The sequence below is a fragment of the Legionella gresilensis genome (genome assembly GCF_900639865.1).
Classification (GTDB): Bacteria; Pseudomonadota; Gammaproteobacteria; order Legionellales; family Legionellaceae; genus Legionella_C; species Legionella_C gresilensis.
Window position 1 is genome coordinate 182869 of sequence record NZ_CAAAHX010000007.1, and the last position, 13893, is coordinate 196761.

A 13893-nucleotide genomic window follows, 5' to 3' on the forward strand; every position below is an offset into this window, starting at 1 on the left:
TAATCAGGCTCTTTAATAATGAAAGAGCTAAACTACGAGTAGTTTTTATAGCATTTAAAAAAGGTACTTATTTATTGATTTATACTCCTTTGTTTTTGTACTTACTTTAACACATTAAGTTTAGAAAAAGATCGATCTTAACTTTAATTAGCAATTATAAACTTAATAAACTGATAATTAGAAGATTCTGACTGTAAGATTTAATTAGCTATAAAAAATTAATTCTGCTTCTTAACCCTTTTGAAAGGTGAAAAATGGATTTATATCGGCTACTGTTCATTTTACTCATATTAGATACAAGGTTTGTACAAGCTTTGCCATTACATTTATTGCAGTATCCAGTCGGATTTAAAATTGCTATTTATGCCAGCCCTGTACCTGGTGCTCGGCAAATGGCCCTAGGTAATAATGATATTGTTTTTGTGGGTTCGATAACTGAAGGAAAAGTCTATGCTGTGATTAAAAATAAAAATAGTACTTATGGCACTCGCGTCATAACGCTTGCAGAGGGCTTAAATAAGCCTAATGGTGTTGCTTTTTATAAAGGTAATTTATATGTGGCAGAAATTAATCGTATTTTACGTTTTGACAATATTGAGCACCATTTATTAAATCCACCTAAGCCTATTGTGATTAACAATAATTTACCCAATGAAGAGGCACATGGCTGGCGTTTTATACGTTTTGGGCCAGATAACAAACTTTATATCGGTATAGGAGCGCCTTGTAATGCCTGTGTAAGTAAGGATGTTCGTTTTGCTACTATTATGAGAATGGATCCAGATGGTAGTCATTTAGAAGTTTACGCACAAGGAATACGTAATACAGTTGGTTTTGACTGGGATCCAATTTACCATAAGTTGTGGTTTACCGATAATGGTCGTGATTGGCTGGGAGATAATAGCCCCCCTGATGAATTAAATTATGCACCTAAAAAAGGAATGAATTTTGGGTTTCCCTATTGCCATGGCAAAAATATAGCTGATCCGCAATTTGGAAATTTACGATCCTGCAATGAGTTTACGCCACCAGTACTCGAATTACCTGCGCATGTGGCTGCACTTGGTGTCACTTTTTATACAGGTAATTTATTTCCAGCCGATTATTATGGCCAACTTTTTATTAGTGAACATGGCTCTTGGAATCGTAGGCAAAAAATAGGTTATCAAGTGGTTACTGTTAAATTAAATGATAACCAAGTGAGTCAAGTGAAGCCATTTATTACAGGCTGGCTTCAGGGAGATAAAGTGTGGGGAAGACCAGTTGATAGTTTAATTTTACCAGATGGCTCTTTACTCATTTCAGATGATCATGCCAATGTGATTTATCAAGTGAGCTATATAAAAAAGTAAGTGCTCAACCTTGACTCAAATCCAATCATTTATCAAGACAGTGGCATCTTTGTAATTTATTATGTTTTAATAAACTATCATTTTATGTTTGAGGCGTTGCTGCTGGTAATATATTAGCTTTTATTGGCGCTTTTTTTATAAAATTAATAAAAACTAAATAAACCCCATTAGTCCAACCAAACCCTGTTTCATTAGTTTTATAACTAAACTTAATTTTATCGACTGTATGAATACTGCGTTCTTCCACGTCATATTTTTCAAAAATTGTATGGGCTTGTTCATAACCTTTTTCTACTGTTTTGATAAACCGATTAGCTACATCATGAGCAAGTTGTCTATATCCATAGTTTTCTAAGCCAAATACGGTAAAATAATGAAGAGGCGCCCAGCCAAATGGCGCATCCCATTGCAGACCAGGGTAATGTTTACTGGTCAAAAGGCCACCTTTTTCAAGAAAATTAGGCAGGTTATTAATAAGGGCTTGAGCTTGTTTTTTTGATGCAATACCAGCCCAGAGAGGATAAAAAGTAGTAGCGTATGAGTAATTTCGTAGCTTTTTAGTTTTAAAATTATAATCAAAATAATAACCAGTCTGCGCATCCCATAAATAACGATTTATTAATTTTGCTCTTCTTTGAGCTCTATTTTTCCACACATTAGCTATTTTTTCCTGCTTTAAAATTGTATAAATTTCCTGGCTTTCTTGCTCCAATTTATAGAGTAAGACATTTAAATCAACAGGGGCATAATCCATAATCGCAGCGCTAAAGGGACCAAATTTAGCTGTAATATCAAAACCTGACTCTCTAACAGTACGATCGGCACGATAAAACAAGGGCGTTAACTGTTTAGTTTGCTCATTGTAGTAAAGTGTTTTTTCATAATCAGTCACATCATGGGTTTGAAAGTAATCAATCACTTTAGAATAGTAAGTAGGCGATTCTTCAGGACAGGGTCCTGAACCACCAGCATAATACCGGGAAAGTCCTAATTTTGGTATTAAATGGGGCGGTTGGGTCCAGTAACGATATAATTTATTAATTGCTGGTAATGTTGTTTTTAACCATTTTTTATCTTGAGTTTTATAATAATAAGCAAGGATCATCTCTGTTAATAAAGGTGGATGTGAACGCTCTAAATAATATGTTCTGTTGGCATTTAAAATAGTACCATAATACTTAATTTCATAAATTAAATTATCTACCATATTTCTAGCAAGCTGCAGGCGATTATGCTCTAGTAATCCTAATTCAATAAAATAGCTATCCCATCCGTACATTTCATTAAACCTACCACCAGGAACAACATACGGAAAAGGCAAATAGAGCAAACCATGTTCTTTTATTGAATTAATATTTTTTGGTAAATAGCGAAATTCTATCCATTTTACGGTATCGCTCGGTAAGTGTTGGGTTGCATTTAATTTTACCGCTTCGATGTCTTCGCCTTTAGGTACATAGATAATTAGCTTTTCCTCAGGCAATTTGCTATCAAACCAAGATTTAAAAAGATTTCTATTATCGCGTGTTAATACATCCCAACTGCGAAAAATATAGTGATGTATTTCATTATCGGCTTCTGGGGTTTGATTGGTAGTTACCGACTCAGCATTTAAGGACAAACTGTAAAAACAGTTAATAATAAAAAAACTAATTAATAATTTTTGCATCCAACCCTCAAACTTATAAATTTACATAATACTACTAAAATAATGCTGGCAAGCCTAATGCAAGTTACAAGGCTATCTTATTCATCTTAGGACGTTACTATATGAGGTGGAGTTACTATATGTAATTTAAACCACTATAAATCAAGTAACTTTCCTAAGATAAATAAGCTTCAGACGCTAAGGCTGTTCATTATTAACTTAAAATTATTAAGTTTAAAATCTCTTTGTTTTTATTTAATTATTCTATGGCCACTTTCTTAAATTACTACGACGATTCCATGGGTAAACCCCATCTCCAACATTATTAACAACATGTCCGATGCCGGTATTATCTCTTCCATCTAACCAAAATAAGACGATATGTTCTAAATTCATGGTTGATTTTAAGGGGGCTTCAATTGCACTTTCTAAGTAAACATTAGTAGCATCTCGAAAATAACTATAAATACCAACCCCTAATAGTTGATGCGTATCAACATAATTCCCAATTTTATAAGATGCATATCCATTAACTGAACCATTTTGCCACTCGGTTTGACTAGGCGGATCATAGGGTATTTCTGATTGGTATTGATAAACCTTACCATTATTGCCATTCCAAACTGTTTGATACTTTTGAAAGTGCTCGACCATTAAATTGTACATTATTACATTATTACCATTAACTGTAATACCATTATTACCTTTATTGGTATACCATCCAACATTGCTACCATGATCAGCACGCCACATCCAAAGATTATCACCAACGACATCATTACTATTTATCTCTAAACAGCTTTCGGTTTGACCTAGCTGTGAAGGTCCCCCAACTCGGCAAAAAAGATCATATAGGAAAATCGGATTGTTAGCATGTGATCGATTGCTGCACTTACCATCACCTATTTGTAATAATTTTGATGTGTACGTTGGTCCTGCGTCAAATAAAAGTCCTGCTAACTGAATACCACTAAGATCATTAACAATCAAAGCCGGCTTACCTGTATCGCTTACCAATGTCGCAAGTCCTAAACCATAAACAACAGTATTACTTCTTGTTATTCGAATTGAATCATTTAAATGATACACACCTGGGGTGAGTATTAAACATGGATATGTGTTGTTTTGTAAAGCCAAGTTTATTTCTGCGACTGAGTTACTTGGTTTAGCTATAAAGCAGCTAGTAATAGGAAGAGATTTCCCACTAATATTCCAATCAGTTCCTATTGCATCTGTTCTTATATTAGGACGTTTTAAATAGAATTGATTCGCACTTTTATTGAAATAAATATAGGGTTTTTCGCGAACTATAGGCGCCTTCTCTACAACCGTAATGGATGGATTAGGCCAAGTTCCATCAGGAACTGCGCCAACATCCCCAACAAACACCATACTCCAATTTGCGCCTTCCCAGCGACCAAAAGTCGAATTTCGAGTTAACCATTGCTGTTGTGAACCCGAATAAATTCCTCTTTCAATATTGGAATTTGCAAGAAAACCGCCACTTGAATAACCTATTTCCCATAATCGTAATGAACCTTGTAAGATATTAATTCTACGCAAGAAGGTTGCTTGTGAGACAGCCCAAACATTTTGATCTTTAGGAATAGCATTAGGATAACCTAAGGAGCCTAGCGTTGGAATAATAGTAAGATTTTCCGCGCCACGCCAGAAATTAGTTAATGCACCAGGACCACGATCAGGGTGGCTTGGATCATGTGGAGGTGAATCTTGCGTACGTACAGCGCCTGTTATCTTTGTATCGTTTGGATTGGCCCCTAAGCCTAAAACATGCGTGTAATATCCAGTTCTAACATCGATATTTTCATTAGCTCCATATTGACCGGGCATAAACATAAATGCATAGCGTTGTTCACCAAATTCATTGAAGCGCTGTTGTTCGTATATTTGTCTTATCGTATTATTAATTTCACTAGATTGCATGCTATCGTCAAAAATATATACATTTGGTCCAAAAGGGTTGTCAACTTGATCTGAAAATACACATCCAGATACTAATGCTAAAATAACCATAGCGGCTTTTTTCTTCATATGCACTCCTTGTTTTTTTATTACCCTTCCAATTAAAAACATCTTATCAATTTGTTCAATACCCGGATAGATTGCCAGATTATTTCCGAAAGGTAAAAAAATCAATCTATTTTGATGACACACCGGAAGAAACAAAAAAAGCAACTCTGTTCTTTCTCGCTCTTTTTGATATTTTATTTAGCAATTAACTGCCATTTTATTATTAAACTTAACCTTTTTAGTTACTTTAACATGGGTGGTTGGTTTAGTAGATGTATAAATCCAATGAGGGGATACATTATAATTTATAAAACTATTAATTAGCATAAATTGAACACTAGCGAACTGGATAGGAGCTTGCATAATAATCCTTATAAGTTATGTTTCTAAACGAGATTAATGGGGGGTATTAGATTTATTCGTCCGTCAACCGTTTGACTTTAGGCATTTAGATAGTTTATTTAAAATTTAATAATGAATAATTTAAAGTAAGCTAAACTATAGAAATCTATTAAGTGGTAATAATGATGTTGCAGTCTAAAAAAATTAATATAGAGACACTTATTCTTGTTGCAGTTTGGGAGTCACCTTTTATCTTTCAGGGGTGTTTTCAAATTACCGAAGCGACAAGTAAAGAAAAAATTTTATATTTTTTTCGTTGTCAGTATCTTAATTCAGATACTGCTAATAAAATTAACAATGATTTCTCACCTTATGATTACCATTTTACTTATCTGCATGATGAAACTAATTTGATTTCCTTGGATAATTTAGATGAAGCTCGTGAATTTGCTCTCTATACTCTTAAGTATGCTTTACATACCACTTTATTAGAAATGATAAGACATGAGCAAAAGAATTTACTTTTTATCGATGATATAGCTATGGAAGCAATGATTGAAAGAATAAAGCCGGCTATAAAATATAATGTATTAACTAGTGTTGGTGATGATTTAGGGTTTGCTACCTCAGTTGAATTTATGCCACAAGAAAAGACAGCGCAGTTAGCAGCAAACATATTGCTTACAAATTTTGGCGAAAAAAGTCCTGGCAATATAAGCTTTCACTGATTTGGTTTTCTTAAGTTTATTAATTATTTTTTAAGGTGGCATAATTATAATTTTGCTTTAAGTATTTATTTACATTTTAAATGAAATTATTTTTTTGCCACGTTACTGCGATCTGTGTTAATTACGTAAACCATTTTATCTTTTAGCATTTCTTTTGGCGCGCTATTTCTTAAGAAGAATTTTTTAAGAAAAGTTTTCATAACAATTCCTTCAATAAATAATTAAGCAATAACTGTTTTCAGATATATAATCGTCTTTAAAAAAATAAACTTTAGATTTTTAATAAAAACATTTCATATATTATGTCATTGAATTATTTTCCATTCTTAAATAAAATCGAATTTCTTTTAATTTACTCTACTTATTAGGAAATGTATGTTAGGGAAAATAGGTTCAAGTCTTCTTCTATCATTAAGTATTACACCGTGTTTTGCAGGTTTTTATATTGGTGCCAGTACTGGACCTGAAGGCGCACTTTTTTATCAACGCTCACATGTGAAACGTACTACTATTTATGCTACAGATAATTTTGATGTTATTGATAAAAATCGTTTTGCAGGTGTAGGTGTGTTTGGCTCAATTTTTGGCGGCTATGGTCGGGCTTTTGATCGATTCTATTTAGCCGCAGAAGGCAATGCAAATATAAGTTCACTTGAATATAAGCTTACCAATGATGAATATGTACATGGGAACTTTTCTAAGACAACCTTTACTATTAAACGTAGTTTTGGTATCAGCTTACTTCCAGGTTATTTTTTATCACCAACAACTTTATTTTATGGAAGAATTGGTTATGCGAATGGACATCTTGAAATTAATGAGTCTGATCCAAGCATAAATAGTAGCACTAATAATCTAGATGGTATCCGCTTTGGGTTAGGTGTAAGACATGCATTTGCGCCTCACTGGATTGGTATGATGGATTATAGCCAAACTCATTATGATCATGTAAAAAGTCATACTTTCGACCCCTTTGGCTCTGTGGCTAAACATACCAAAATTACACCCTATGCTGCTCAAGTTGCCTTCGGCTTAATATATAGTTTTGATCAGCCGCCTGCACCAGTCTATGTAAAATGATTCGACCCAATTGCCCTATTATGGGGCAATTTCTATAATTTACACTCTTAAAAATAAGTTAGCTTAATTTAAGCTAATAGTTTCTACATCTATTATTATCAAGCAGATTTTTTTCTATAGCGATTAATTTACTTAACTCAAAAATAAAAACCAATAACAAGCTAATTTCATAATTATTCATTTAATTTTAAGGTTCTATTGACTCTGGATTTAACAATAGAGAGAATTAGAATATTTTATAACGAAGTGATTAAAAATTGAGTCTTATGTTGCTTTATGATTGATAGGGGAAGAAGTAATGATGAAAACAATTAAACTATTAATCAGTTTATTTCTCTTAAATTGCTTGATGTATACGGATGCTAATGCCTGGTATAGCGGGTGGTATTTTGGCAATAGACATTATCATGACTATGATGCTGGATTTGGCTTTAGCTATGGTTGGCTGCCTATTCCAAATATTGTTATCAATATTCCTGTACAGAGGGAGTACTATCCTATTTGTGAAACAGTTGAAGTTTGCGATGAAGTGATTGATGAATGTTGGCTTGAGAAGGAATGTCGTTAAGAAATAAATTGTTCCAGATAAAAAATTAAATTAATAGTTTTTATTTAAAAAGTAGAGAATTTAGTTAGGACATTACTACGATAAAAATTTTTACAAGCTGGATCTGTATTACCGACGGCACGCTCCAAATAATTTATATTAATTTAAAGCTATGAAAAGCTTACTCGAAAACAAAAGGAATAGCAGCAGTGTTTATTAAGTTGATTTAGTGGTTTGCTTATCGTTAGTTATTTTAAATTACAGTACCTCAAATAATAGCGCTGCTTGCCTGCAAACAGCGCCATCATATTAGTTAATCAATCTTTTCAACTGCGTTAGAGAGTTAAGTAAAGTCAATTTCTTGCAAGTAGAACTAAAATTCCCAAATATCTAAAATTTCAGTAGCACTTTGATCATTTACACCTAAGGTACCTAACTGAAATATTTCTTCAATAGTTCTTAAGGTGCTATAGTGTGAATATTTATTTGCACTAGTAGCGCCTGCTTTTACACCTGCTCCAACAAAGGCAGTATAAATTTTGTTGCCAGCACCACCATCATTTTCATCGAAGGTAATAATAAAAAGAGTATTATTCATTATGCTTGCATTGCTAAATATTGGGCCAAAGGTCTTAGCAAAATATTTATCTGCAAAGGCTATACCGGTGTCGTGACCACCATTGTTAATATCAGGTACATACAAAGAATAAGTAGGCAATTTATCTGCAGCTAAATCTGAGAAAAATTGGTGGCTAGGTACGATTTTGGCACATTCATCTGGATTATTTTGAACATTGATGAAGCTAATAAAAGGTTCGTGTTTATGTGAATAAGTTCCACTTTTAGATCCTTGAAAACAATTACCTGGATAAGCTTCAGCATAGGATTTCCAACTTAAACCCTTCGCATTTAGTAAGTCGCCAAGATGTCTAGCATTAATATTATGAATATTATTATTGGTAACTCCAAATGTACTCCCGCCTATTAAGGCAAGATAATTAGGTTGTGAAGGATGTGTGATCGCTGAGTATTGTGATAAATAAGCTCCTTGGGTTGTTAATGATTTGAAAAATGGTTGATTCAGTATATTGTCTGAATTTTCATTTGCAAAAACAATAATGACAACATGTTTAATGTTATTCCAAGAAATGGGACGGCCACTATTTACTGTTGAATAAACAAGCGATATAGGTGTTGTAGAATTAGTACTAACACTTGTATAAGGTGAATTTGATTGATATGTATGTATACCATTACTTACTGTTTTAGATGTAATAGTATAATTACCTACAGCAATTTTATTTAATTGCCACTGAGTACCCCAAGCCAGCGTTTGATTAAAAGTTTGACCTGCGCCTGTTACAGTAATTTGGGGCTTTGCTAGTCCCGTTTCTGGCATGGGCGGCATGTTAATGGTCAAATTACCTGTGTTACCAGATACAATTTTATAAATCATTGTTACTCTAGCAGGATTAGTAGCACATAGCGTTACATTAACTGGATTTGCTTGATAAGTATGAGTGCTATTACTTACAACAGATGAGGTAACTTTGTAGGTACCTACAGCCAGCTGCGTGAGATCCCATTTTGTTCCCCAAGCAACCGTTTTATTGAGCTTTTTTCCCATGCCTTCGACAGTTATCTCTGGTGCACTCAATCCGGCTTCTGGTTCATCAAGAATACTAACAGTCAGAGAAGCTGTACTTGTAGAAACAGGAGTATATTTCATTGCAGCTTGCACCGTTCCATTTGCTATTACACCAATAGTTACTGGACTGGCTTCATAGGTAGTAGTACCATTCGTAACGGTAGAAGAAGTCACCGTATAATTACCAGCAGCAAGATTAGTAAGCTTCCACTGTGTGCCCCAAGCTACAGTTTGGTTGAAGGTTTTTCCCATACCTTGTACAGTAATGGCAGGATTATTTAATCCATCAGCAGGCAAGGCAGGTATAGTTACTGTCAGGTTGCCTGTATTGGAAGTTACAAGCGTATATGTTACTGATACTTCAGTCGTTTCGTTGGCTTTTACAGTGATGTTAATTGGGTTTGCTTGATAGGTATGTTGTCCATTACTCACATTAGAAGAAGTAACTGTGTATGAACCAGCAACCAAATCACTTACACTCCACACTGCTCCCCAAGCAACTGTATGATTTAATGTTTGTCCCATCCCAGTAATTGTAACTTGTGGATTAGCTAATCCGTCTTCTGGTATGGATGGCATAGCAATATTCAATTTACCTTTCTCATTTGATGACGCACCAGATGCCTTGAAAACAAAAGGCCCTGCAGGTGCAGGTGTATCAGGCGAGGCATTAAATTGGATAGTGAGTGGATTATTACAATTTGGGTCAGGTTGTAAAGCAGGAGTATAAGGTGTTCCACCTAACAAAACGACTTGTTTACCAGCTTGGCTATGCATATGCCACGCTGCCCAAGGTTGTCCCCATATATTTGTTGGCATCGCCACATCATAATTAAAGTTCAATTCGATATCGTTAAGGGGAATAGCACTAGAAGTCGTGTTGCATATTGAAATAGTTTCTATCCAATTTTCATTCTTGACTGTTATTTGAACTGGTATAGGTACTCGTTGTACCATGGTATGAACTACTTTTGGTTTTAGAGCCTTTGCAGCAAATGATGCAACAGAGAAGCAACATATAAAAGTTAGTAAGAATATCCATATCTTTTTCACAAAAATCTCCCTATAAAAAATTCTATAGCTCTATATTTAGGTGAAGTAGTGTGTAATTTTGAATGGCTTTAGTACTTAACCTAATCATATTTTTATTTTTCAAATATTAAGCTGGATCAATAGCTATGGCAGACCTAATAATTGTCATTTTATTCATAATTCTGCTTACTTCTAGTGTCCTTATTGTTTATTTATTAAATTTTGGTAGTTGCTGCTATGATATTTTATTTATCATATTGTTTAATTAATGTTATAAAGTGAGCTCATGATAATGAAGTATTCATTAATCGAAAACAGGAGCTAATAAATCCCTGATAGGTTTTAAAAGGTTACTTAAATTATTATACTTAAATTATCTTTATTGTAAATTAAGGGCTTAAAAGGGAAAACTAGGATATTAAGCTCTAATTAATTTATTATTTGTGAATATAATGACAACTTAAATCTTATCATAAGCTAGGCTAGCTTTTTCCAATGCATCCATGTCAGCACTACATATTTGAGTTTTAAGTGCATTAAATTTCTCCTCCGACCATGTATAAATAGCTAATTTAAGCAATCGCTCAATTGTTTTATCATCAAAACGTTTGCGAATAACTTTAGCAGGGTTTCCGGCAACAATACAATACGGAGCAACATTTTTGGTAACTACAGCATTAGCACCAATAATGGCACCTTCGCCAATGGTTATACCAGGCATAATCATGGAGCGCATACCAAGCCAAGCACCATCATGAATAATAGTATCCCCTTTAGCCTTATAAGCTTGCACACTATACTCTGGAAATGGATAAAGACTAAACCAATCTGCACGATGGGTATGATTTCCGCCTAGCATAATAATGACTTCAGCAGCAATGCATACATAATCTCCAATATATAATTGATCAATAGACCACTGTGGCTGCCAATTTTTTAAACTATACTCATCACCGTAAAGATACCTAACGACTGTTTCTTCAAAACTACCCGTCCAGGCATCACTGTAATAACTGTGAGTTCCCTTAATATGTATATTTGGGTTTTTGACAACTTCATGTAAGTACTCTATTTTAGACCAATGTTTATTTCGCGTATCGCTCATATTCAATTATCAAGAAAATTTTTAGCCAATTATATATGCTTTACTAAAAGACATGTAGCTTTAATGTAAATCATAATGAAATAAATAATCAGTTAAGGCAGCATGGCAATGAAATTTAAATCATTAAAAGAAATTAAATCAGCTAGGGTAGAAAATTATGAATAATATAGATCTTTTTTTGCAATCGAAAGCATATGGAGTCGTAGGTGCTTCTAGCAATCGAACCAAATATGGTAATAAAGTATTGCGCTGTTATATGCAGCATAATCTGCAAGTCTATCCAATTAACCCTCGTGAAAGTATTGTTGAAGGTTTATCTACTGTAGCTTCAGTTGCAGATTTGCCAGCAAGTGTAGAAAGCATTTCGATTATTACACCACCTACAGTAACTGATAAAGTGGTGGAAGAAGCATTAGAAGTAGGCATTAAAAATATTTGGATGCAACCTGGCGCTGAGAGTAGTTATTCAATTGATCGTTGTGAGAAAGCAGGAGTCAATATTATTGCAGGCGGTGCCTGTATTCTAGTTGTTTTAGGTTTTAATGATTACTAGTTTATAAAACAAAGCTGAAGTAGGTGTTATAATAATATAATATCTTTTAACGTTTATAAGCCTTAACTTCAGCTTTTAAATTTAATTTAAGCTTTTTTACTGTCATCTTTTAAAACTAGGAAATAGGCAGCAACATAATTTGGAATATTTCTAGTAGCTTGATTATACGCTTCCTTACTTGAATAGGTGCCTGCGAGAAAGTCAACTTGGTATAAGTTATCTGCAAAAGCGCCGCCTGTATCAGCTAAAATTCCGGCTCGAGAAATTATTTGGCCAGTTCTGTTTTGATACTGTATCATCAATAATTTACCAAGCCCTAACTGCTTAAGATCAGCGGCAAAGGTCACTTCTGGATTGATACTGATTTTATAATCAGCATCTTTGCCATAACCTTGAACGCCTTGTACCGATTTAAAATACCAAAAACGCTCTTGTTGAGTAGGCTTTTTCAAAGAATCATAAGCAATATTGTTATTACGATGTACATTAAAAATCTTTTTGTAGTGGCCAAAATCGGCAATAATAGTACCTTGCATTAATGCCGCTTCTAAATCGTCCCGGCTTACATAAGCTAAGGCGGAAACATTTTTATTTGTTAAGGCGCCTTTTAATATAGCTTGTTTGCCAAACTGAAAACGAGTTAACTCAGGTTTGCGATTAGCTTCTTCTAGGGTTAAATTTTGTTCATCATCCGGTAATGCATACAAAGCAAACGATTTATTTTCTATAGGTTTTTCAGCTGCTTTAGCAAGATGAACATAATATTTAGTCATTAAAATTTGATCAGTTGGTAAATTCTTAAGTAAGGGTTTAGCAGTCGCTAATGGTTTTGCTTGTGTTTTATCAGGATACCAACGGATAAATTCAAAATGCTTCTGTATAAAATTAGGATTATTTAATTCGTTTTGATGTGCACAAACAAATCTTAATGTCATTTTAATTCTATCAAGAGGTATTTGTATCGCTTTACCTGGATGAATAACATCAGGGTCATAGTCTGCTCCTTTATCAAGATAAGCGAGTGTTTCTTTTGCTGTAGCGCATAATGCTTGTGTATTGAACTCATAGCGGTCATCAACAATAGGATCGGCTAGCTTAAACTGCGGCGCTGCATAGGTTGCTTTTAGTATTACTAAAGTCAAAAATAAAGTTTTTTTAATCATGAGGAGACGATTATCTTAGTTGTTATTGGATTAATTTTATTGTCATAACTGTTACGGGATGTTCGTTATATTTATCCGTACCTATAATATGCCAGCCTAAATGCTCGTAGTATTTTGGAATTGTTTTATCAAATGCAAATAAGTAAAGCTCTTTAAAGCCCAATTTTTTTGCTTTCTCTTTAGTAGATTCAATTAATTGTTCACCAATCCCTTGATTTTGATAATCAGCGTGCACTGCTAAAGACCCTAACCAAGGCATTAAATCGGGTCGAATGCCATCATTTATACGCAGAGAACACATTCCCACAGGTTCATCATGGTAGAAAGCAACAAGCGTAAGTGGCAGGGTATCTTCATTTAAATGTGACTCAAAACGCTGTTTAACAACATCAATAGGTGTATTAGGCATCCAAATTTTACCAAGAGCGGTATACCAAAGTTGGGCCAATGCTGAAATTGAGTTTTGCTGTTCTTTCAAAAGCTTAATAGTTATCATCAAAGCTATCAGGCATGAGGGAAATAATTAATTTAAATTATTCTATTTTATTGTTACAAACAAATAAATAATTTATAAAAAATATATTAATGAGTTAAGGAAGTTAATATCTTAATTTTAACATTAAATGATTACTCTTAACTACATTATTATCCTTATAGCTAAATA

Annotated in this window: 11 protein-coding genes; 5 read left to right on the forward strand and 6 right to left on the reverse strand. The window is 33.8% G+C overall.

Features of this window, described 5'->3' with window-relative positions; translation table 11 throughout:
- The first annotated feature begins 254 nt into the window (after positions 1-254).
- Positions 255-1352 (forward strand): PQQ-dependent sugar dehydrogenase, encoded by a 1098-nt coding sequence (locus E1P04_RS10770; RefSeq protein ID WP_131782910.1) that lies wholly within the window; start codon positions 255-257, stop codon positions 1350-1352.
- A gap of 82 nt (positions 1353-1434) precedes the next feature.
- Here the strand turns inward: E1P04_RS10770 and E1P04_RS10775 are convergent, their stop codons facing one another.
- Both E1P04_RS10775 and E1P04_RS10780 read right to left on the reverse strand, forming a co-directional pair.
- Positions 1435-3021: a trehalase family glycosidase gene (locus E1P04_RS10775; RefSeq protein ID WP_131782911.1), complete on the reverse strand. Its 1587-nt coding sequence runs from the start codon at positions 3019-3021 to the stop codon at positions 1435-1437.
- Between the two features lie 243 nt (positions 3022-3264).
- The gene (locus tag E1P04_RS10780; RefSeq protein WP_131782912.1) at positions 3265-5052 is read right to left on the reverse strand and encodes a hypothetical protein; all 1788 of its coding nucleotides are present in this window, start codon (positions 5050-5052) and stop codon (positions 3265-3267) included.
- A gap of 503 nt (positions 5053-5555) precedes the next feature.
- On the opposite strand from E1P04_RS10780, the gene E1P04_RS10785 reads away from it, so the two are divergent.
- The 3 genes from E1P04_RS10785 (at position 5556) to E1P04_RS10795 (ending at position 7749) form a co-directional block, all read left to right on the forward strand.
- Entirely contained in the window at positions 5556-6101 is a 546-nt protein-coding gene (locus E1P04_RS10785; protein WP_131782913.1) for a hypothetical protein, read from the forward strand.
- Positions 6102-6476: 375 nt separating this feature from the next.
- The gene (locus E1P04_RS10790) at positions 6477-7181 is read left to right on the forward strand and encodes an outer membrane protein (protein WP_131782914.1); all 705 of its coding nucleotides are present in this window, start codon (positions 6477-6479) and stop codon (positions 7179-7181) included.
- 298 nt (positions 7182-7479) lie between these two features.
- Complete coding sequence (locus E1P04_RS10795; RefSeq protein WP_131782915.1) at positions 7480-7749, forward strand: hypothetical protein; 270 nt, start codon at positions 7480-7482, stop codon at positions 7747-7749.
- A gap of 352 nt (positions 7750-8101) precedes the next feature.
- Here the strand turns inward: E1P04_RS10795 and E1P04_RS10800 are convergent, their stop codons facing one another.
- Both E1P04_RS10800 and E1P04_RS10805 read right to left on the reverse strand, forming a co-directional pair.
- Positions 8102-10429 (reverse strand): alkaline phosphatase family protein, encoded by a 2328-nt coding sequence (locus E1P04_RS10800; protein ID WP_131782916.1) that lies wholly within the window; start codon positions 10427-10429, stop codon positions 8102-8104.
- 439 nt (positions 10430-10868) lie between these two features.
- A complete protein-coding gene (locus tag E1P04_RS10805; protein ID WP_131782917.1) occupies positions 10869-11513 on the reverse strand; it encodes a CatB-related O-acetyltransferase in 645 nt (214 codons plus the stop codon).
- A 157-nt stretch (positions 11514-11670) separates the two neighbouring features.
- Here E1P04_RS10805 and E1P04_RS10810 point away from each other — a divergent pair, with 157 nt between their 5' ends.
- Entirely contained in the window at positions 11671-12066 is a 396-nt protein-coding gene (locus E1P04_RS10810) for a CoA-binding protein (RefSeq protein ID WP_131782918.1), read from the forward strand.
- Positions 12067-12152: 86 nt separating this feature from the next.
- Here E1P04_RS10810 and E1P04_RS10815 read toward each other — a convergent pair whose 3' ends face one another.
- Both E1P04_RS10815 and E1P04_RS10820 read right to left on the reverse strand, forming a co-directional pair.
- The gene (locus tag E1P04_RS10815) at positions 12153-13229 is read right to left on the reverse strand and encodes a hypothetical protein (RefSeq protein ID WP_131782919.1); all 1077 of its coding nucleotides are present in this window, start codon (positions 13227-13229) and stop codon (positions 12153-12155) included.
- A gap of 22 nt (positions 13230-13251) precedes the next feature.
- Positions 13252-13725, reverse strand: a complete 474-nt coding sequence (locus E1P04_RS10820) for a GNAT family N-acetyltransferase (RefSeq protein ID WP_131782920.1) — start codon at positions 13723-13725, stop codon at positions 13252-13254.
- Between the last annotated feature and the right edge of the window lie 168 nt (positions 13726-13893).

Excerpts from the sequence above, each read along its gene's own strand:
- E1P04_RS10815 (WP_131782919.1), bottom strand. The coding sequence starts at position 13,229 with ATGATTAAAAAAACTTTATTTTTGACTTTAGTAATACTAAAAGCAACC.
- E1P04_RS10805 (WP_131782917.1), bottom strand. The coding sequence starts at position 11,513 with ATGAGCGATACGCGAAATAAACATTGGTCTAAAATAGAGTACTTACAT.
- E1P04_RS10795 (WP_131782915.1), top strand. The coding sequence starts at position 7,480 with ATGATGAAAACAATTAAACTATTAATCAGTTTATTTCTCTTAAATTGC.
- E1P04_RS10790 (WP_131782914.1), top strand. The coding sequence starts at position 6,477 with ATGTTAGGGAAAATAGGTTCAAGTCTTCTTCTATCATTAAGTATTACA.
- E1P04_RS10785 (WP_131782913.1), top strand. The coding sequence starts at position 5,556 with ATGATGTTGCAGTCTAAAAAAATTAATATAGAGACACTTATTCTTGTT.
- E1P04_RS10780 (WP_131782912.1), bottom strand. The coding sequence starts at position 5,052 with ATGAAGAAAAAAGCCGCTATGGTTATTTTAGCATTAGTATCTGGATGT.
- E1P04_RS10810 (WP_131782918.1), top strand. The coding sequence starts at position 11,671 with ATGAATAATATAGATCTTTTTTTGCAATCGAAAGCATATGGAGTCGTA.
- E1P04_RS10770 (WP_131782910.1), top strand. The coding sequence starts at position 255 with ATGGATTTATATCGGCTACTGTTCATTTTACTCATATTAGATACAAGG.
- E1P04_RS10820 (WP_131782920.1), bottom strand. The coding sequence starts at position 13,725 with ATGATAACTATTAAGCTTTTGAAAGAACAGCAAAACTCAATTTCAGCA.
- E1P04_RS10775 (WP_131782911.1), bottom strand. The coding sequence starts at position 3,021 with ATGCAAAAATTATTAATTAGTTTTTTTATTATTAACTGTTTTTACAGT.